Source organism: Streptomyces sp. NPDC048612 (assembly GCF_043199295.1).
Lineage (GTDB): Bacteria > Actinomycetota > Actinomycetes > Streptomycetales > Streptomycetaceae > Streptomyces.
On sequence record NZ_JBICVV010000003.1, the window covers coordinates 285173 to 305134 of the forward strand.

The following is a 19962-nucleotide window of genomic DNA, read 5'->3' on the forward strand; positions in this document are numbered from 1 at the left end:
GTCAGGGAAGCGAAGACCCTTGGGGAGCGGAGCGTCACAGTGATCGATGTCCTGGTCGTGGACGACGACTTCCACGTCGCCGAGATCAATGCCGCGTATGTGTCCCAGGTGTCCGGCTTCCGGGTCACCGGCCGCGCCCACACCGCCGCCCAGGCCCTGGCCGCACTGGAGCGCACCCCCGCCGACCTGGTGCTGCTCGACCACTACCTGCCCGACGAGACGGGGCTGACCCTGGTGCGGCGGCTGCGGCAGCTGGGCCACCGCACCGACGTGATCATGGTGACCGCGGCCCGTGACGTCGCCACCATCCAGGACGCGATGCGCTCCGGGGCGCTCCAGTACCTCGTCAAGCCGTTCGGCTTTTCCGGTCTGCGCGCCAAGCTCGACGGCTATGCGGCGCTCCGCCGGACCGTCGAGGGGCTGGGCGGCCGCATCGAGGCCGGCCAGGAACAGGTGGACCGGATCTTCGGCGCCTTCCGGACCACCGACGCCCCGCACACGGAGTTGCCCAAGGGCCACTCCGCGGCGACCGTCGACCTGATCCGCCGGGTGCTGGACGCGGCCGGGCACCCGCTGTCCGCCCACGAGGTCGCCGCACGCGCCGGCGTCAGCCGTTCCACGGCCCAGCGCTATCTGAAGCACCTCGAACGCGGCGGCCACATCGCCCTGACCCTGAAGTACGGCGACACCGGGCGCCCGGAACACCGCTACCGGTGGGCGGCCGCCCACTAACCGCTCCGGGCCAGGCACCTTCGCGGGGCTGCCAAACCCCGTGACCGCGGGCGCCGTTGAGCCCGCCATGCTCTATGGCAGCGTGCGCCCACCCCCTAGGCTGCCGATCATGAATGCCACGACATCCAGCGGAACGGACACGGCGCCCGAGATCCTGGACGCCTTTCAGCTGGCCGCCGATCCGGAGCGGGCGACGGACTTCGCCGAGGCGGCCCACCGCATCCTGGCGGACCTGGTCAGCGGCGGTGCGCCGCTCGGCTGGACCGACCCGCCCGGACGGGGCGAGGTGGCGGAGCTGACCGACCGGGTGCTGCGGGCCGCCCACACCGGCGACGGGGCGCTGCGGGCGGCGTACACCGGCCGCCGGCTGGTCGGGCTGGGGTACTGGCTGCGCTATGCCCGTCCGACCAACCGGCAGCACGCGGATCTGGAGAAGATCGCGGTGGCCGCCGGGTCCCATGGCCGGGGCCTCGGCCGCTCGCTGACCGGCGCCCTGGTCGAGGACGCCCGCGGGGCGGGCATCGAGGTCCTCACCCTGGACGCCCGTGCCGACAACACCAGGGCACTGACCCTCTACCGGTCGCTCGGCTTCCGTGAGTACGGCCGGCTGCCCGACTTCGTGGCGATGGGCGGACGCCGCTACGACAAGGTCTTCTACATGCTGGACTTCCGCGGCAGCGGACGGCGCGCGGCGGAACCGCCGCACCCGCGGTAGCGGCTCCGGCACGGAACGGGACGGCACCGGGGTGGGGGGGGGGGGGGGGGGGGTGGGGCGCGGGGGGGGGGGGGGGTGGGCGGGGGGGGGGGGGGGGGGCGCGCCCGGGCCCCCCCCCCCCCCCCCCCACCCCTTGACAGCTCCCCCGGCGGGAATCGACGATCCCTGGGTGAACCTGTCAGACAGCCAGACAGCTGGCGAGATGCCTCGCCGGATCAGCGCGATGGAAGCGGTCCTGAACCATCTGCGCGGCGCCATCGAGCGGGGCGAGTACGCGGTCGGGGACAAGCTCCCCTCCGAGGCGGAGCTCTGCCGGCGGCTGGAAGTGAGCAGACCCGTGCTCCGGGAGGCGCTGCGGGCGCTCCAGACGATGGGGCTGACGGTCTCCCGCACCGGCAAGGGCACCTTCGTGATCTCCGACGGCGCGGTGGCCGACCCGACCTTCGGCGACTACGCGGCGAGCGACCTGCTGGAGGTGCGCCGCCATGTCGAGATCCCGGTGGCCGGCTACGCGGCGGTGCGCTGCACGGCGGAGGACCTGGACCATCTGCACCATCTGCTGGAGCGGATGGAGCAGGAGACCGACACCACCGCGTGGGTGGCGATGGACAGTCTCTTCCACCTCGCCATCGCCCAGGCGGCCCGCAACCCGGTCTTCCGCCGGGTCATCGAGGAGATCCGCGACGCACTGGCCCGTCAGTCGGCCTTCCTCAACGAGCTGGGCGGACGGCGCGAGCAGTCCAACCGGGAACACCGGGCGATCGTCGAGGCACTCGTCGACCGCTCCGAACACGACGCGGTGGAAGCCATGGCGCACCACCTCGCCCGCGTCGAGACGACGCTGACCACCATCGTGCGGCCGCAACACCGCACGCCCCCCTCCACGGAAGACGAGGATCACGCGTGAGCGAGCAGTCCCTCCGGCAGGCGGAACGGCAGCAACAAGAGGCGGCGGAGCGGGACGCCGCGCGGCATCAGGCGGGCGGGCACGTGGACGCCGGTGACGCCGGCTACCAGAAGTCCCTCAAGGCCCGGCACATCAACATGATCGCGATCGGCGGGGCCATCGGCACCGGGCTGTTCCTCGGCGCCGGCGGCCGGCTCGCCTCGGCCGGGCCGTCGCTGGCCGTGGCGTACGCACTGTGCGGCCTGTTCGCCTTCCTCGTGGTGCGCGCCCTGGGTGAGCTGGTGCTGCACCGGCCGTCCTCGGGGGCGTTCGTGTCCTACGCCCGGGAGTTCCTCGGCGAGAAGGGCGCCTTCGTCGCGGGCTGGATGTACTTCCTGAACTGGGCGACCACCGGCATCGCGGACATCACGGCGGTGGCGACCTACACGCACTACTGGGGAATGTTCTCCGACGTCCCGCAGTGGGTGATCGCGCTGATCGCGCTCGCGGTCGTGCTGACCGTCAACCTCATCTCCGTGAAGATCTTCGGTGAGCTGGAGTTCTGGTTCGCGATCGTCAAGGTCGGCGCGCTGGTCGTCTTCATGCTGATCGGCATCTTCCTGCTGGTCACCCAGCACCCGGTCGCCGGCCACTCCCCCGGCCCCTCGCTGCTCGCCGACAACGGCGGTGTCTTCCCGGCCGGGACGCTGGCGATGCTGCTGGTCATCCAGGGCGTGGTGTTCGCCTATGCGTCGGTCGAGCTGGTCGGCGTCACGGCGGGCGAGACCGCGGAGCCGGCGAAGGTCATGCCGAAGGCGATCAACTCCATCATGTGGCGGGTGGCCGTCTTCTACGTCGGCTCGGTGGTACTGCTGGCGATGCTGCTGCCCTGGAACGCGTACTCGGCCGGGGAGAGCCCCTTCGTCACCGTGCTGTCCAAGGTCGGCGTGCCGGCCGCGGGCGGTGTGATGAACCTCGTCGTGCTCACCGCCGCGATGTCCAGCCTCAACTCCGGCCTCTACTCCACCGGCCGCATCCTGCGCTCGATGGCGATGTCCGGCTCCGCGCCGCGGTTCACCGGCGTGATGAGCCGCAGCCAGGTCCCGTACGGCGGCATTCTGCTCACCTCGGGGGTCTGCGTCCTGGGCGTCGGGCTCAACTACGTGGTGCCGAGCGAGGCATTCGAGATCGTGCTGAACTTCGCCGCGCTCGGCATCCTCAGCACCTGGGCGATCATCATGATCTGCCATCTGCGCTTCTGGCGGAAGGCACGCGCCGGGGAGCTGGTCCGCCCCGGCTACCGGCTGCCCGGCTCGCCGTGGACCGAGAGCGTGACGCTGGCCTTCCTCGCCCTGGTCCTGGTCCTGATGTGGGCCGACGGCGGAGCCGGCCGGACCACCGTGCTGTCGCTGCCGCTGATCGTGGCCGCGCTGGTCGGCGGCTGGTTCCTGGTACGGGGCCGGGTCGGCACCCTCCAGGAGGCCGCCGCGCGGTCCGGCGGCGCACCCGGCACACCGCCCGGCGCAGAAGCCGCCCACCCGGAACGGCCCCGCCCCACAGAACCTCCCTCCGGCACCGAGAGCACCGAGAACGGATCATGAGCCAGAGCACCACCCTGCCGCCGCACCGCACCACGGGCGCACCGCCCGCCGTCCGGGAACCGGCCCATGTCCCCGTCGCCCATGTGGTGCGCGGAGGCCTCGTCGAGGGCGTCCACCACGGCTCGGTCGTGGTGCTGGCGGCCGACGGGAGCGTGGCCTTCCAGGCGGGCGACATCGAGGCCGCGTTCTACCCGCGCTCGGCGCTCAAGCCGGTCCAGGCGGTCGGTCTGCTGCGCGCGGGGCTGCCGCCGCTGGACGAGCCGTCGCTGGCCCTGGTCGCGGCCAGCCACTCCGGTGAGGAGCAGCATCTGGCCGCGGCCCGGGGCATCCTGGCCGCCGGCGGCCTCACCGAGGACCAGCTGCGCAATGTGCCCGATCTGCCGTACGACCCCGCCGTACGGGACGAGTGGCTGCGGCGCGGTCTGGGGCCCACCCGGCTCGCGCAGAACTGCTCGGGCAAGCACGCCGCCATGCTGCTGACGGCCCGCGCCCGGGGCTGGGACCTGGACGGCTACCTCGACCCCGGCCATCCGCTGCAGGAGGAGATCGCGGCGGCGGTGGCGGACCTCACCGGGCAGGGCATCGCCCGGGTCACCGTCGACGGCTGCGGCGCCCCGCTGTTCGCCGTCTCCCTCCACGGCCTGACCCGGGCCGCCGCCCGGCTGGCGACGGCCGCCCCCGGCACCGGTGAGGGCCTGGTCGCCCAGGCCATGCGCGCGCACCCGGAGATGGTGTCGGGCAGCGCGCGGGATGTCGCCCGGCTGGTGGGGGCGGTGCCCGGTCTGCTCGCCAAGGACGGCTTCGAGGGCGTGCAGATCGCGGCGCTGCCGGACGGGCGGGCGGTCGGCGTGAAGATCGCCGACGGCGCCGACCGCGCCCGGATGCCGGTGACGGCGGCGGCCCTGGCCCGCTGCGGCGTCGACCCCGAGGTCCTCGCCCCGTTCGCCACCGCCCCCGTCATCGGCGGCGGCGCACCGGTCGGCGCCCTGCGGGCAGTGGACTCCCTTGCCCCGTAACACATCTGACGCCTCATCACCTCCCTCCTAGGCACCCCGCCCCGGCTCTCCCCTCCCTCCTCTGCTCCCCCTCACAAAGGACCCTCTGCACCATGACTGCCGCCGGCCACCGCCGCGAACACGATCTGCTCGGCGACCGGGAGATACCCGCCGACGCTTACTGGGGCGTGCACACCCTGCGCGCCGTGGAGAACTTCCCCATCACCGGCACGCCGATCGCCGCCTACCCGCACCTGATCAACGCGCTCGCCGCCGTCAAGGAGGCCGCGGCGCGGGCCAACGAAGACCTCGGGCTGCTCGACACCGAGCGGGCCGACGCGATCGCCGCCGCCTGCCGGGAGATCCGGACCGACGGGCGGCTGCACGACCAGTTCGTCGTGGACGTCATCCAGGGCGGCGCCGGGACCTCGACGAACATGAACGCCAACGAGGTGATCGCCAACCGGGCGCTGGAGATCCTGGGCCACGCCAAGGGCGACCACGGCCGGCTGCACCCCAACGAACACGTCAACCTGAGCCAGTCGACGAACGACGTGTACCCGACGGCCGTCAACGTCGCCACGATCATCGCCGTACGGGAACTGCTCGACGCGATGACGGTGCTGCGCGAGGCCTTCGCGGCCAAGGCCGAGGAGTTCCGCGACATCCTCAAGATGGGCCGCACCCAGCTCCAGGACGCGGTGCCGATGACCCTGGGCCAGGAGTTCTCGGCGTACGCGGTGATGCTGGAGGAGGACCAGAGCCGGCTGGCGGAGGCGGTCCTGCTGATCCACGAGATCAACCTCGGCGCCACCGCCATCGGCACCGGCCTCAACGCCCCCAAGGGCTACGCCGAGGCGGCCCGCACCCACCTCGCCGCCCTCACCGGTCTGCCCCTGGTCACCGCCGCCAACCTCGTCGAGGCCACCCAGGACTGCGGCGCCTTCGTCCATCTGTCGGGCGTCCTCAAGCGCATCGCCGTGAAGCTCTCCAAGAGCTGCAACGACCTGCGGCTGCTGTCCTCCGGCCCGCGCGCCGGGCTCGCGGAGATCAACCTGCCGCCGGTGCAGGCCGGTTCGAGCATCATGCCCGGCAAGGTCAACCCGGTCATCCCCGAGGTCGTCAACCAGGTCGCCTTCGAGGTCATCGGCAACGACGTCACCATCACCATGGCCGCCGAGGCGGGCCAGCTCCAGCTCAACGCCTTCGAACCGGTCATCCTGCACTCCCTCTCGGAGAGCATCACCCACCTCGGGGCCGCGTGCCGCACCCTCGCCGAACGCTGCGTGGCAGGCATCACCGCCAACACCGAGACCCTCCGGGCGAGCGTCGAGAACTCCATCGGCCTGGTCACCGCCCTCAACCCGCACATCGGCTACACCGCGGCCACCGCGATCGCCAAGGAGGCCCTCGCCACCGGCCGCGGCGTCGCCGAACTCGTCCTGGAACAGGGCCTCCTCCCCGCCGACCGCCTCGCCGCCCTGCTCCGCCCCGAGGAAATCGCGGGCACGGGCGGCGACTTGACCGCGACGGGCTGACCCTCCGCTCCGGCCACGGCACACCGGGGCCGGAAGGACGGCACGGGCCGGGCGGGCGTCCCTTTTTCCGGGGCGTCCGCCCGGCCCGTTGGCGTGCGACGCCACCGCGCGCGGTCGGACCGCCCGCACCGGTGCACAGCCCGCTGCACCGGACCACCGGGGTCTGCCTCCCGGACATGCTTCCAGGAGGGGATACAGCGCACGATGAGGACAGACCACCCGCCCGACCCCCGTCGCAGGCCGGACGGCAGGCAGGATGGTCTTGAGCGCGTCCGGCGCGCCAGGACGGGTCGGGGCGGCGCCCCGTACCAGGCCATGAAGAGACCGATCGGCACGAGAGAGACACGAGAGAGAAGAGATCCGCATGCGTATCGCGCTGTGCCAGATGACGGCATCGTCCGATCCGAAGGAGAACCTCGCCGGCGTCCAGGAGCAGGTCCGCCGGGCGGCACGGGAGGAGGCCCGGCTGGTGGTTCTTCCGGAGGCGGCCATGGTGCGGTTCGGGGCCCCGCTCGGGCAGGTCGCCGAGCCGCTGGACGGGCCGTGGGCGGAAGGAGTACGGGCGGTGGCCCGGGAGACGGGGGTGACGGTGGTGGCGGGCATGTTCACGCCGACGCCGGACGGGCGGGTGGCCAACACCCTGCTGGCCACGGGGCCCGGGGTCGAGGAGTCCTACGACAAGATCCATCTCTATGACGCCTTCGGGTTCCGGGAGTCCGACACGGTCGCCCCCGGCAACCGCGTGGTGACCATCGATGTCGACGGGGTCCGGGTGGGCCTGGCGACGTGCTACGACCTGCGGTTCCCCGAGCTGTTCCGGGCCCATGCCGATGCCGGGGCGACGGTGTCGGTGCTGCCCGCCTCCTGGGCCGCGGGACCGGGCAAGCGCGCGCAGTGGGACCTGCTGGTACGGGCCCGGGCCCTGGACGCGACGGTCTGGATGGCAGCCGTCAACCAGGCCGCCCCGGACCCGCAGGCCGACCCGGAGGCACCCACCAAGATGCCCACCGGCGTCGGGCACAGCGCGCTGATCGGCCCCGACGGCACCGTCCGCGGACAGCTGGGCGACACGGCGGACCTGCTCATCGGTGAGGTGGACACCGAGGAGACCGCCCGCGTACGGCGGGCCGTGGCCGTGCTGGACAACCGGAGCATGTAGGCGGCGACACCCGGCGCGTCCGCCCGGCCGCCGGACCGTCCCGGCCGGGCGGGCCGGGCGTCTTGGTCCGGCTCGCGGGCCGGGTGTCGCCCTCCGGTTCGCAGGCCAGGCGTCCCCGTCCGGCTCGCGGGCCGGGGCGGCGGCGGGCCGTCAGCCGGGTACTGCGTCCGCCGCTCCTGACGGGGTGTCATGGAGGCCCAGCCGCAGGTGCTCGACGTGGAAGAGGGCCTGGTCGAGGAGTTCGGCCACGTGGTGGTCGTAGAGGGCGTAGACGATCGAGCGGCCGTGGCGCTCGCCGGTGACCAGGCCGAGGTTGCGCAGCAGCCGGAGCTGGTGGGAGCAGGCGGACTGTTCCATGCCGACGGCGGCGGCGAGATCGCCGACCGCGCAGGGGCTCTCCTGGAGGCGGGCCAGGATGCGCAGCCGCGAGGGCGTCGAGAGGGCCTGGAGCGTGGCGGCGACATCGGCGGCACCCACGGCGTCCAGGCGCTCGCGGGTGGTGGTGCGGTGGTCATCCATTCCATGGCCCATGAGGGTCATCCTAACGACGAAGAATGAAGACCTCTTCATTTGTTCCGGTACGGTGGTGGCCCTGCCGGTCCCCGCCCGCGAAGGGTTGTCCCGTCATGCCTTCTGCCGTACTGAAGCGTCCACCCCGAGCCTCCGGGGCCGGCCCGGAGGCCCCGCGCCGTCCCCGGCTCCGGGTGCCGGCCGAGGCCCGCTGGGCGGCCGGCGCCACCCTCGCGTTTCTCCTCGCCCTGCTGCTGGACCTCACCGGCGTACCGGCCTGGGGGTGGGTTCCGCTGTACACCGTCGCCTATGTGACGGGTGGTTGGGAGCCGGCCTGGTCCGGGCTGCGGGCGCTGCGGGAGAAGACCCTGGACGTCGATCTGCTGATGATCGTCGCCGCGCTCGGGGCGGCGGCGATCGGCCAAGTGCGGGACGGTGCGCTGCTGATCGTCATCTTCGCGGTCTCCGGTGCCGTGGAGGCGCTGGCCACCGCCCGCACCCGGGACTCCGTGCGCGGTCTGCTCGCTCTCGCGCCGGACACCGCGACCCGGGTGGCCGACGACGGCAGCGAGACGACCGTGGCCGCCGCGGACCTGGTCGTGGGCGACACCGTCCTGGTGCGCCCCGGCGAACGGGTCGGTGCGGACGGCCGGGTGCTGGCCGGGATCAGCGAGATCGACCAGGCCACCATCACCGGTGAACCGCTGCCGGTGACCAGGGAACCCGGTGACGAGGTGTTCGCCGGCACCCTCAACGGCACCGGGGCGCTGCGGATCAAGGTCGAGCGCGATGCCGGCGCCTCCGTGCTCGCCCGGATCGTGGCCATGGTCGCCGAGGCTTCGGAGACCAAGGCGCCGACCCAGCTGTTCATCGAGAAGGTCGAACAGCGCTACTCGGTCGGCATGGTGGCCGTCACCGTGGCCGTCTTCGTGCTCCCGCTCCTCTTCGGCGGTGATCCGGCCCGTGCGCTGCTGCGGGCGATGACCTTCATGATCGTCGCCTCCCCGTGCGCGGTGGTGCTGGCGACCATGCCGCCGCTGCTGTCGGCCCTCGCCAACGCCGGACGGCACGGCGTGCTCGTCAAGTCCGCCGTCGTCATGGAACGCCTCGGCCAGGTGGACGCCGTCGCCCTCGACAAGACCGGCACCCTCACCGCGGGCACCCCGCAGGTCACCGCGATCCGCCCGCTGCCCGGCTCCGGGGTGACCGAGGAGACCCTGCTGACCTGGGCGGCCGCGGCGGAGCACGCCGGCGAACACCCCCTGGCCCGCGCCGTCGTGGCCGCCGCCCGCGCCCGCGGCCTGGTCCTGCCCGCCGTGGAGGAGTTCACCGCCTCCCCCGGCACCGGCGTCCGGGCCACCGTCGGCGGGACGCGGATCGCGGTCGGCGCCCCGGCCCGGCTGCTGACCGCCGGCGATCCGGCCGGCGCGGAGGCCGGTGCCCTGGTCGCCGCACTGGAGGAGGCCGGGCACACCGCCGTGCTGGTCCTCCGCGACGGGGCGCCCGCCGGGGTGCTGGGCCTCGCCGACCGGCTGCGGCCCGACGCGGCGGCCACCGTCAGCGGCCTCCGGGCGCTCACCGGGCGGACGCCGGTGCTGCTGACCGGCGACAACCCCCGCGCCGCCGCCCCACTCGCCGCCGCAGTCGGCATCACCGACGTCCGGGCCGGGCTGCTGCCCGAGGACAAGGTCGGCATCGTCCGTGCACAGGAGGCGGCCGGGCGCCGGGTGCTGATGGTCGGTGACGGGGTGAACGACGCACCGGCGCTGGCCGCCGCGCACACCGGGATCGCCATGGGACGGGCGGGCTCCGACCTCGCCCTGGAGACCGCCGACGCGGTCGTCGTCCGGGACGAACTCACCGCCCTGCCCGCCGTGATCGCGCTGTCCCGTACGGCCCGCCGGCTGGTCGTCCAGAACCTGGTGCTGGCCTCGGTGTGCCTCTCCGGCCTGGTCCTGTGGGACCTGCTCGGTGACCTGCCGCTGCCCCTGGGCGTCCTCGGCCATGAGGGCTCCACCGTCCTCGTCGGCCTCAACGGGCTGCGGCTGCTGCGCGAGGCGGCATGGCGCCGGGCGGCGCGGCCGGCCCCGTGAGGTACGCCGGGTCCACCGCCGCGCCGGGCCCGGGGCGGCCGCTCAGCCGTCGGTGCGGATCACCACCGCCAATGTGCGCGGGCCGTGTACCCCCTCCACCCGTTCCAGTTCGATGTCGGAGGTGGCCGAGGGGCCGCTGATCATCGTGATCGGGTGCTCCGGCGTCAGCTGCGCGAGCGCCTCCGGCACACCGGTCCGCACCGACGACAGACCGACGACGCAGACATGCAGGTCGGGGACGAGGCTCAGCGCGCGCCGCCCCTGGTCCGCGGCGGCGCCGTCCAGGAAGATCGTGCCGGTCTCGGCGCAGCTGACGGCGGATGAGGTCACCACCCCGTCCAGCGCCTCCAGCCGGGGCGCGGGCACCTCCGCCGCGTCCGTCACCGTCTCCCCGTCGTACCCGGCCAGCCAGGCCGGATCGAGGCCCGGTGGTACCCCGATCCGCCGGGCGCCGTGCTCGCGCAGCACCTCGGCGAGCACCTCCGCTGTCGTGGCGGTGGTGCAGGTGCGCACCACCGCCCGGTAGTCGACGAGCCGGTCGGTGAAGAGGGCGAGCCGCTCGTCGTCGGGGAGGGAGTGGCCGGTGCGGTAGGCACGCGGGACCGTCACCTCGGCCCCGTCGGAAAGGGTCAGGGCGTCCCGGACACGGCGGAGCACCGTCTCCCGTGCGCTCGCGGTCATGGGGCCTCCTGCGGATCGTCGTCGGTGGACCGGCCGCCTTCTTCGGCCGCGGCCCGCATCGCGGCCGCGCCCTCGGCGGAGGCGAACCAGGAGCGGAAGGACTGCCTGGGCGGGGCGGGGGTGTCCCGGCTGTCGCTCCAGCCGTTGAACGGCGGTGGCAGGCGGGAGAGCGTGCCGTCCCGCCCCGCCAGCACGCGTCCGAGCCCGGCGGCCTTCTGCGCGGCGGTGAACAGCCTGGGCTGCTTCATCACCGCGGCCGCGGCCTTCATCGCCAGCTTCTCCGGGGTGGTGCCGGACTGCTCGGTGTGCTGGTGGCGCAGCTCGACCAGGAGCGACGGAATGTCGATCTTGACCGGGCAGGCATCGAAGCAGGCCCCGCACAGGCTGGAGGCGTACGGCAGCGAGCTGTTGGGGTCGTCCTTGGCGCCGTGCATCCCGGCCAGCTGCGGGGTGAGCACCGCACCGATCGGGCCGGGGTAGGTCGATCCGTAGGCATGGCCGCCGGTCCGCTCGTACACCGGACAGACGTTGAGGCAGGCGGAGCAGCGGATGCAGTGCAGCGCCGCGCGCCCGATGCGGTCCGCGAGCGCGGCCGTCCGCCCGTTGTCGAGCAGGACGAGATGGAACTCCTGCGGCCCGTCGCCCGGGGTCACCCCGGTCCACAGCGAGGTGTACGGGTTCATCCGCTCACCGGTCGAGGAGCGTGGCAGCAGCTGGAGGAAGACCTCCAGGTCCTGGAAGCGCGGCAGGACCTTCTCGATGCCCATGACGGTGATCAGGGTCCGGGGCAGCGTCAGACACATCCGGCCATTGCCCTCGGACTCCACCACCGCCAGGGTGCCGGTCTCGGCGATCCCGAAGTTGGCGCCGGAGACGGCCACTTGGGCCGTCATGAACTTCTCGCGCAGGAACGCGCGGGCCGCGGCCGCGAGCCGGGCGGGGTCGGCGTCCAGTGCGGGGTCGACGCCCGGGATGCGGCGGAGGAAGATCTCCCGGATCTCCTCGCGGTTGCGGTGGATCGCGGGCACCAGGATGTGCGACGGCCGGTCGTCGGCGAGCTGCACGATCAGTTCGGCCAGGTCGGTTTCGAGGGCCGCGATGCCCTGGTCCGCCAGGTGCTCGTTGAGGCCGATCTCCTGCGTGGCCATCGACTTGACCTTGAGGACCTCGTCGCTGCCGGTCTCCCGGACCAGCCGGGTGACGATCTCGTTGGCCTCGACGGCGTCCCGGGCCCAGTGGACGGTGCCGCCGCGCTCGGTGACCTTCCGCTCCAGCTGCTCCAGCAGTTCGGGCAGCCGGTTCATGGTGTCCGTCTTGATCGCCGCACCGGCGTCGCGCAGCTGCTCCCAGTCGGGCAGTTCACCGGTGACGGCGAGGCGCTTGGCGCGGATGGAGTGGGTGGCCTTGCCCAGGTTGCGGCGCAGCTGCTCATTGCCCAGCTCGTCGTGGGCGGCGCGGGGGAAGGCCTGCTCGCCGCGGAGATGGCCCGCGCCGTACGGGGAGCGCGGGGGCACGGCGGGCATCCCGAGGAAGGTGCCGGGCGCCGTGGGGCCGGTCGGACTGCTCATCGGGCGGCCTCCGTCAGGACGTGCGGCGCGGTGCGGGTGGACGCGAGGATCTGCGCCAGGTGCAGGGTCCGGGTGCCGGCCCCGAGGCGCGAGAGTCCGCCGCCGATGTGCATCAGGCAGGACGAGTCGCCGGCCGTGCACACCGCAGCCCCGGTGCCGGTGACATGACGCATCTTGTCGCGCAGCATCGCGGTGGAGGTCTCGGCGTTCTTGACCGCGAAGGTGCCGCCGAAGCCGCAGCAGGCGTCGGCCTCGGGCAGCTCCACCAGGTCGATGTCCTCGACGGCGCGCAGCAGCCGCAGCGGCTTCTCGCCGACCCGCAGCATCCGCAGCGAATGACAGGTGGGGTGGTAGGTCACCCGGTGCGGGAAGTAGGCCCCGACGGCCGTCACGCCGAGGACGTCGACGAGGAACTCGGACAGCTCGTACGTCTTGTCCTTGACCGTGGCCACCCCGGCGCGGAGGGCCGCGTCCCCGTAGCGTTCGGCGACGCCCTCGTGCTGGTGGCGGACCGAGCCGGCGCAGGAGCCGGACGGCACCACCACCGCCTCGATCGACGGGTCGCCGAACTGCTCGGCGAAGTTCCGGACCAGCGGCACCGGTTCACGCTGGTAGCCGGTGTTGACATGCATCTGGCCGCAGCAGGTCTGCTGCGGCGGAAAGACCACCTCATGGCCCAGACGGGCCAGCAGGACCGCGGTGGATTTCACCGCCTCCGGGAAGAGCGTGTCTCCCAGACAGGTGGCGAAGAGTGCGATGCGCATGGAGCCTCCCTGGCGCTTATGGTCCGACCATACTCGCTTCGAACCGCAGAAGAAAAGTAAGGACGCAGTTTGGTCCGACCTTATTGACATGCGACATCTCCGATGGGCTACTGAGGGCCGTTGCGTCAGCCACATGGCGCCGCGCCGGCCGGGGACTGGACGTTCCCGCCCGGCCTGGCGGCGCAGAACTCGATGAGGAGACTCCGTGGCCACCACTCCGTCCGCTGCCCTGGCGGCCTACACCCCCGACGTGGCCGCCGTCGGGGACAGCCTCACCCTGACCGCGCTCCTGGGCCTGATACCCCTGGCGGCCTTCTTCGTGCTGCTGATGGCGGCCCGGCGCTCCGCGCTGCACTCCGCCCTCGGCGCCCTGCTGGCCGCCCTCCTGGTCGCGGTCCTCGGCTACGGCATGCCCCTCGGGCTCGGCGCACTGTCCGCCGCCCAGGGTGCGGTCTTCGGCCTCTTCCCGGTGATGCTGATCGTCGTGTCGGCCCTCTGGTTCTACGAACTCACCGTGGTCAGCCACCGCTTCGACGATCTGCGCCGCTGCTTCAACTCCGTGGGCCGCGGCGATCTGCGGGTCCAGGCCATGCTCATCGCGTTCTGCTTCGGCGGGCTCCTCGAAGCGCTCGCGGGCTTCGGCGCGCCCGTCGCGATCACCGCCGCCATGCTGATGGCGCTCGGGCTGCCCCGGCTCACCGCCGCCGTGACGGTCCTGGTCGCCAACACCGCGCCGGTCGCCTTCGGCGCCATGGCCATTCCCCTCACCACCGCGGGCGGCCTCACCGGCATCCCCGCCGAGTCACTGGCCGCGGTCGTCGGACGGCAGAGCCCGCTGCTCGCCCTCTTCGTTCCGCAGCTGCTGCTCTTCCTCGTCGACGGGCGGCGCGGGGTGCGGCAGCTGTGGCCGGTCGCCCTGGTCACCGGGGCGGTCTTCGCCGCGTCCCAGTTCTGGTGCTCGGCCCACTTCGCCTACGAGCTGACCGATGTGGTCGCCGCACTCGCCGGCTTCGGCGCCGCGGTGGTCATGCTGCGCTTCTGGCGCCCCACGACACCGGACGACCAGCGCTCCCACGTGGCGGCCGAACCGCTGACCCGCCGCCGCACCGTCCTCGCCGTGCTGCCGTACCTGCTGGTGATCGCGGTCTTCGCGCTCGCCAAGCTCGACCTCGGCGGCCTCGACATGCCCGCGCTGCTCGGCTCCGTCACCCTCCAGGTGGACTGGCCGGGCCTGTACGGCAGCCTTCTCGCCCCCGACGGCTCCCCGGCGGGCAGCGCGGTCTACAAGCTGGACGTCCTGGGCAACCCCGGCACCCTGCTGATCCTCTCCGGCCTTCTGGTGATGCTGGTCTACAGCCGCGCGAAGGACGCCGACCGCTTCCCGATGAGTGCGCGCACGGCCCTGTCCTGCGCCGGGCGCACCGTGCGGGCCATGCGCACCGCCATCGCCACGGTCGCCACCGTGATGGCGCTGAGCTACGTCATGAACCAGTCGGGGCAGACCCTCGCCATCGGCACCTGGCTCGCCGCCACAGGGGGGCTCTTCGCCCTGCTCTCCCCCGTCCTCGGCTGGCTCGGCACCGCCGTCACCGGCTCGGACACCTCGTCGAACGCGCTGTTCGCCACGCTCCAGCAGACCGCCGGCAAGACGGCGGGCATCGACCCGACCCTGCTGGTGGCCGCCAACACCACGGGCGGCGTGGTCGGCAAGCTCATCAGCCCGCAGAACCTGACCATCGCGGCGACCGCGGTGGAACAGCCCGGCAGCGAGCGGATTCTGCTGCGCAAGGTCGCGGGATACAGCGTCGCGATGCTGGCGGTGCTGTGCGTGCTGGTCCTGCTGCAGTCACTGCCGGTGCTGTCCTGGATGCTGCCGTAGGGCGTGCGGGAGGGGGCGGCCCGACGCCGTCCTCTCCCCCGGTCCTGCTTACTCCTGTTCCTGCTCCACCGGGGCGTCCTCGTCGACCAGCCTGCCGTGGAAGCCACGGATATGGGCCTCGGCCAGATCGGCGGCCCGCGCGCCCTCGCCCGCCCGCACCAGGCGCAGCAGCTCGGTGTGCTCGGCGTTCAGCGCCTCCGCCGTGGCGGGCCAGTCCTCCGCCGTCTCCAGGGCGCGCAGGATCAGCGGACGGACCGACTCCCGCACGGCCGAGGTGAGCGTGGAGGTCAGCTGGTTGCCGGAGCTGCGGGCGATGGCGACATGGAAGCGGGTGTCCAGGTCGTTGAAGTCGGCGGCCCCCACACCGGGCTCCCGCATCCGTCCGAGGAGCGCCTCCGCCTCGTCCAGGTCCTCCGCCGAGGCGTGCTCCGCGGCCGCCTCGAAGCTGGAGCGCTCCAGGACCACCCGGGCCTCCAGCACATCGTGCAGCCGGTAGCTGCCCAGGGCGAAGTGCAGCCGCAGCAGCCTGCCCAGCGCATCGTCCGGGTTCCGTACGATCCGCGCTCCGGCGTCCGGCCCGCGTCCGGCCTGGGCGACCAGCACCCCGATCGTCTCCAGCACCCGCAGCGCCTCGCGCAGCGCGGACCGGCTGACGCCGAGCACCGGCGCCAGCTCGCGCTCGGGCGGCAGGCGGTCCCCCGCCTTGAGTTCTCCGGCGAGCACCCGCTCCTCGATGCGCTCCAGGACGAGCTCATGCGTGCGCGACTGCCGCACAGGTCGCCATTCGGCGGTCATCCCCAACTCCCCGGCTCGGCCCTGACTGTCCCGTGCAAAAACTATGTCACACAAGACGTGTGGTCGGACCACACCGGCCGCCGAGGGCGGGCGGGCCCGGCCTCGGGGCAGGGGCGCGGCGGCCCGCCCGCCGCCCGGTCAGACTTCCAGGTCCAGTCGCGGTTCCTCGTGCCGGGACGGTGCACGGCGGAGCAGTTGCTCCTGGGCGGTGGTCGCGATCTGCTGGAGGACCCGCCGGCGCAGCGCCTCGGGCGGGGCCACCGCCTCCGCGTCGGCCAGACACGCGACGGCGGCATCCAGGTCGGCGGCCTCCCGGGTGCAGGCGTCACAGCCCGCCAGATGCTGCGAGAAGGCGGCCGCCTCCTCGGGCGGCAGGGCGTGCAGGACATACGCCCCGACCGCCTCGTGCGGATCTTCGACGGCGGACATCAGTCACCTCCCAGACAGACGCGCAGTCTCCGCAGTCCGGTGCGCATCCTCGTTTTCACCGTGCCCGCGGGAGTGGACAGGGCCTCGGCGACCTCCGCGTAGGTCAGCCCCTGGTAGTAGGCGAGGACCAGCGGCAGGCGCTGGGTGTTCCCGAGGCCGGCCAGGCAGCGGTACACCTGGGCCCGTTCCTCCCGCTCCTCGACGGCCTCCACCACCTCGTCGAACGGGGTCTGGTGGGCCAGCTGCGCGGCCTTCCGCTCGCGCTCCGCACCGGCCCGTACCGCCCGCACCCGTTCCACCGCCCGCCGGTGGGCCAGCGTCAGGACCCAGGACTTCGCGGCGCCGCGCTCGGGGCGGTACCGGCCGGCCTTCCGCCACACTTCGAGCATCACGTCCTGCGTCACCTCTTCAGCCTGCGCCTCGTCGCGCAGAATCCGGTAGGCCAGGCTCATGACGGGCACCACGAGGGCGTCGTACACCCCGGCGAACGCGGTCTGGTCGCCCTGGGCGACCAGCACCAGCAGACCGTCCACGCCACGGTCCGCGGCCGACCGCTCCGGCGGCCGGGGCCCCTCGGATGCGGTGTGCGGAATGCGCCTCACGACCTGTCGAACCGTCCCCTCGTCAGTCTGCGCACCGTGCCCCGGGAAGGGCTGCCGGGCCGCGTGGTCACGCGTCGGCCGCGCCCTCCCAGGCTGACGCCGCCTCACGGTGGGCGCAGCCGGTCGGGGCCCGTTCGGCTGAGTCCGCCCGCGCCCGGCCCGCGCACTGCACCGCACTGTCAGCCGGGGCCCGCCCGTCGCGTACGGACCTCGACGGCACCCGGGCAAGTGACCGGTAAGGGGCGCGAAACGGCTGGTCACCCCGGCTTCTGGGCGCTGACGCGAGGGCACGAGAGATCGCCGGTAAGGAGAAAAATCCCCTTTTGGCAATCCATATCGCCATGGGCCTCGAATACACATTAGGAACTGCCCGTGCGACGCGAACCGGAGCGCCTGCGGGACCGGGAGGACGGACGACGGTCGTCGGCGCTTCTCAGGGAGGTCGCAATGGTCGGAAAGCCGGTCGAAGAGTTGACCTCGTATCCGGCGGAGTCGTCAGCCGGCCGGTGCGCGGCACCTGATCCGACCGCCGCCGGCGAACCGGCCACCGGGATCGAGGGCGCGCTCGCCGCCACCCTCGCCGAGGTCACCGGTGCCGGGCAGGTGCCGGTGGACCAGCACTTCTTCGACGATCTGGGCGCCGACTCCCTGGTGATGGCACATTTCTGCGCGCGGGTCAGGAAGCGTGCCGACCTGCCGGCCGTGTCGATGAAGGACGTCTACCGGTATCCGACGATCCGGCAGCTGGCGACGGCCCTGGCGGACTCCGCGCCGTCCTTCCAGGACGGCGGCCCGGCCGAGGCCACCGCCCCGGCTCCCCCGCCGCCCGCTCCGGCTCCCGTGATCGCGGGCACCGCCCGCTACGTCCTGTGCGGCGCGCTCCAGCTGCTGACCTTCCTCGGGTACAGCTGTCTCGTCGCGGTCCTGACGGCCTGGAGCTATGAGTGGATCAGCGCCGGGTCCGGGCTGTTCGACAGATATCTGCGGTCGGTGCTGTGCGGCGCGGCCGCACTGCTGGTGCTGTGTGCCGTTCCGGTGGCGGTGAAGTGGGCCCTCGTCGGCCGCTGGAAGCCCCGGCAGTTCCCGGTCTGGAGCCTGCGGTACGTCCGCTTCTGGGCCGTCAAGACGCTGATCCGGGCGAACCCCCTGGTCCTGTTCGTCGGTTCGCCGCTCTACACCCTCTACCTCAGGGCCCTGGGCGCGCACCTCGGGCGGGGCGTCGCGGTCTTCTCGCGCAATGTGCCGGTGTGCACCGACCTGCTCTCCGTCGGCGCCGGCACCGTCATCCGCAAGGACGCGTTCCTCAACTGCTACCGGGCCCGCGCCGGGCTGATCCAGACCGGCGCGGTAGTTCTCGGGGAGCACGTGGTCATCAGCGAGGCCACCGTGCTCGACATCGACACCGCGCTGGGCGACGGCGCCCAGCTGGGCCACGCCTCGTCGCTGCACAGCGGGCAGATGGTGCCGGACGGCGAGAGCTGGCACGGGTCCCCGGCGCAGCGGTGCGGGGTGGACTTCCGCTTCGTCGAGCCGGCCGCCTGCGGCGCCGTGCGCAGGACGCTGCACAGCTGCCTCCAGATGGCGACCGTGCTGCTGCTGTACGTGCCGCTGGCGATCGGCGGTGTGGGCATCCTGCTGGCCGAGGCACCGCAGCTCACCGCGGTCCTGGAACCCGGGCCCACGGCCCTGGGAAGCTGGTCGTTCTACACGGACGCGCTGGCGGTGTCGCTGCTCTTCTTCGCCGCCGTGCCCCTGGGCCTGCTCTTCCAGGTCACGGTCCCGCGACTGCTCAGCCGCACCATCCGGCCGGGCCGGGTCTATCCGCTGTACGGCTTCCACTACGGGGTGCACCGGCTGATCGCCCTCAGCACCAACCGGAAGTTCCTGATGCGGCTGTTCGGCGACAGCTCCGCCATCGTGCACTACCTGCGGTGCCTCGGCTACGACCTCTCCCGGGTGGAACAGACCGGGTCGAACTTCGGCACCGAGGTCAAGCATGAGAGCCCGTACCTGACTTCCGTCGGGAGCGGGACGATGGTCGCCGACGGTCTGTCCGTCATGAACGCCGACTTCTCCGCCACCTCCTTCCGCGTCTCCCGGACCTCGATCGGGCCGCGCAACTTCCTCGGGAACCGGATCGCCTACCCCTCGCGGGGAAAGACGGGCGACAACTGCCTGCTCGCGACGAAAGTCATGGTCCCGGTCGACGGCGAGGTCCGGGAGGGGGTCGGGCTGCTCGGCTCACCCGCCTTCGAGATACCCCGCTCGGTACAGCGCGACAGCACCTTCGACGAGCTGAAGAACGGCGAGCGGCTGGGCCGCCGCCTCGCCGCCAAGAACCGGCACAACGCCGCCACCATGGGCCTCTATCTCCTGGTGCGGTGGCTCTACTTCTTCTGGATCACGCTGCTCGCGGCGCTCGCCGCCGAGCTCTACGACTCCCTCGGCGCCCTGGCGCTCGCACTGGCCAACGTGCTGGTCCTCGTCTCCGGCGTCGTCTACTTCGTCCTGGTCGAACGGGCGGTGACGGTGTTCCACCCGCTGACCCCGCTGTTCTGCTCGATCTACGACCGGCGCTTCTGGCGGCGGGAGCGCTTCTGGAAGGTGCCCTCGGAGACGTATCTGCTGTTCTTCAACGGCACCCCGTTCAAGAACCTCATCTGGCGGCTGCTGGGGGTGCGGATCGGCCGCAAGGTCTTCGACGACGGCTGCTATCTGACGGAGCGGACGCTGGCCGCCATCGGGGACGGCTGCACCCTCAACCAGGGCAGTGTCGTCCAGTGCCACTCGCAGGAGGACGGCACCTTCAAGTCCGACCGCAGCACGCTCGCGGCGGGCTGCACGCTCGGCGTCGGCGCCTTCGTCCACTACGGCGTGACGGTGGGCGACGCCGCGATGCTGGCGCCCGACTCCTTCCTCATGAAGGGCGAGGCCGTCCCGCCGCACGCGCAGTGGGGCGGGAACCCGGCCCGGCAGACCTGCGGCGGCGACACCGGCGAGGACGGGAGGTAGCAC

17 protein-coding genes are annotated in these 19962 nt (G+C 72.7%); 10 read left to right on the forward strand and 7 right to left on the reverse strand.

The features are described 5' to 3' along the window. Positions 1-39: 39 nt before the first annotated feature. The 7 genes from ACGFN2_RS07310 (at position 40) to ACGFN2_RS07340 (ending at position 7626) form a co-directional block, all read left to right on the forward strand. Positions 40-732: a response regulator gene (locus tag ACGFN2_RS07310; protein ID WP_362609346.1), complete on the forward strand. Its 693-nt coding sequence runs from the start codon at positions 40-42 to the stop codon at positions 730-732. A 109-nt stretch (positions 733-841) separates the two neighbouring features. Further along, positions 842-1447, forward strand: a complete 606-nt coding sequence (locus ACGFN2_RS07315; RefSeq protein ID WP_393358234.1) for a GNAT family N-acetyltransferase — start codon at positions 842-844, stop codon at positions 1445-1447. Positions 1448-1616: 169 nt separating this feature from the next. Further along, positions 1617-2354, forward strand: a complete 738-nt coding sequence (locus tag ACGFN2_RS07320) for a FadR/GntR family transcriptional regulator (protein ID WP_362612322.1) — start codon at positions 1617-1619, stop codon at positions 2352-2354. Continuing rightward, positions 2351-3934 carry an amino acid permease gene (locus tag ACGFN2_RS07325; protein ID WP_393358236.1) on the forward strand — a complete coding sequence of 528 codons (1584 nt, stop codon included), beginning with the start codon at positions 2351-2353 and terminating at the stop codon, positions 3932-3934. The genes ACGFN2_RS07320 and ACGFN2_RS07325 overlap by 4 nt, the downstream gene beginning before the upstream one ends. Further along, positions 3931-4950: an asparaginase gene (locus ACGFN2_RS07330; protein WP_362612324.1), complete on the forward strand. Its 1020-nt coding sequence runs from the start codon at positions 3931-3933 to the stop codon at positions 4948-4950. The genes ACGFN2_RS07325 and ACGFN2_RS07330 overlap by 4 nt, the downstream gene beginning before the upstream one ends. 92 nt (positions 4951-5042) lie before the next feature. Then, positions 5043-6467 (forward strand): aspartate ammonia-lyase, encoded by a 1425-nt coding sequence (aspA, locus tag ACGFN2_RS07335; RefSeq protein ID WP_362612326.1) that lies wholly within the window; start codon positions 5043-5045, stop codon positions 6465-6467. A gap of 364 nt (positions 6468-6831) precedes the next feature. Beyond that, positions 6832-7626 (forward strand): carbon-nitrogen hydrolase family protein, encoded by a 795-nt coding sequence (locus tag ACGFN2_RS07340; protein WP_362612328.1) that lies wholly within the window; start codon positions 6832-6834, stop codon positions 7624-7626. 150 nt (positions 7627-7776) lie between these two features. Here ACGFN2_RS07340 and ACGFN2_RS07345 read toward each other — a convergent pair whose 3' ends face one another. After that, on the reverse strand, positions 7777-8157 hold the full coding sequence (locus tag ACGFN2_RS07345) for a metalloregulator ArsR/SmtB family transcription factor (protein WP_362612331.1): 381 nt from the start codon (positions 8155-8157) through the stop codon (positions 7777-7779). A gap of 95 nt (positions 8158-8252) precedes the next feature. On the opposite strand from ACGFN2_RS07345, the gene ACGFN2_RS07350 reads away from it, so the two are divergent. After that, a complete protein-coding gene (locus tag ACGFN2_RS07350; protein WP_393358239.1) occupies positions 8253-10229 on the forward strand; it encodes a heavy metal translocating P-type ATPase in 1977 nt (658 codons plus the stop codon). Positions 10230-10271: 42 nt separating this feature from the next. On the opposite strand, the gene ACGFN2_RS07355 is transcribed toward ACGFN2_RS07350, so the two are convergent. From ACGFN2_RS07355 to ACGFN2_RS07365, 3 genes are read right to left on the reverse strand one after another with little or no spacing between them, the layout of a single operon-like run. After that, positions 10272-10910 (reverse strand): lactate utilization protein C, encoded by a 639-nt coding sequence (locus tag ACGFN2_RS07355; RefSeq protein ID WP_393358241.1) that lies wholly within the window; start codon positions 10908-10910, stop codon positions 10272-10274. After that, the gene (locus ACGFN2_RS07360; RefSeq protein ID WP_362612339.1) at positions 10907-12478 is read right to left on the reverse strand and encodes a LutB/LldF family L-lactate oxidation iron-sulfur protein; all 1572 of its coding nucleotides are present in this window, start codon (positions 12476-12478) and stop codon (positions 10907-10909) included. Before ACGFN2_RS07360 ends, ACGFN2_RS07355 begins: the two co-directional genes overlap by 4 nt. Beyond that, a complete protein-coding gene (locus ACGFN2_RS07365; protein ID WP_362612342.1) occupies positions 12475-13242 on the reverse strand; it encodes a (Fe-S)-binding protein in 768 nt (255 codons plus the stop codon). Before ACGFN2_RS07365 ends, ACGFN2_RS07360 begins: the two co-directional genes overlap by 4 nt. 205 nt (positions 13243-13447) lie before the next feature. On the opposite strand from ACGFN2_RS07365, the gene ACGFN2_RS07370 reads away from it, so the two are divergent. Continuing rightward, the gene (locus ACGFN2_RS07370; RefSeq protein WP_393358243.1) at positions 13448-15121 is read left to right on the forward strand and encodes an L-lactate permease; all 1674 of its coding nucleotides are present in this window, start codon (positions 13448-13450) and stop codon (positions 15119-15121) included. 48 nt (positions 15122-15169) lie between these two features. Here ACGFN2_RS07370 and ACGFN2_RS07375 read toward each other — a convergent pair whose 3' ends face one another. From ACGFN2_RS07375 to sigK, 3 genes are all read right to left on the reverse strand, one after another. Next, entirely contained in the window at positions 15170-15916 is a 747-nt protein-coding gene (locus ACGFN2_RS07375; protein WP_362612347.1) for an FCD domain-containing protein, read from the reverse strand. A 138-nt stretch (positions 15917-16054) separates the two neighbouring features. Beyond that, entirely contained in the window at positions 16055-16345 is a 291-nt protein-coding gene (locus ACGFN2_RS07380) for a zf-HC2 domain-containing protein (RefSeq protein ID WP_393358245.1), read from the reverse strand. Next, a complete protein-coding gene (sigK, locus tag ACGFN2_RS07385; protein WP_362612379.1) occupies positions 16345-16938 on the reverse strand; it encodes an ECF RNA polymerase sigma factor SigK in 594 nt (197 codons plus the stop codon). Before sigK ends, ACGFN2_RS07380 begins: the two co-directional genes overlap by 1 nt. 456 nt (positions 16939-17394) lie before the next feature. On the opposite strand from sigK, the gene ACGFN2_RS07390 reads away from it, so the two are divergent. Then, positions 17395-19959, forward strand: coding sequence for a Pls/PosA family non-ribosomal peptide synthetase (locus ACGFN2_RS07390; RefSeq protein WP_393358247.1), 2565 nt, complete (start codon positions 17395-17397; stop codon positions 19957-19959). Positions 19960-19962 lie beyond the last annotated feature (3 nt).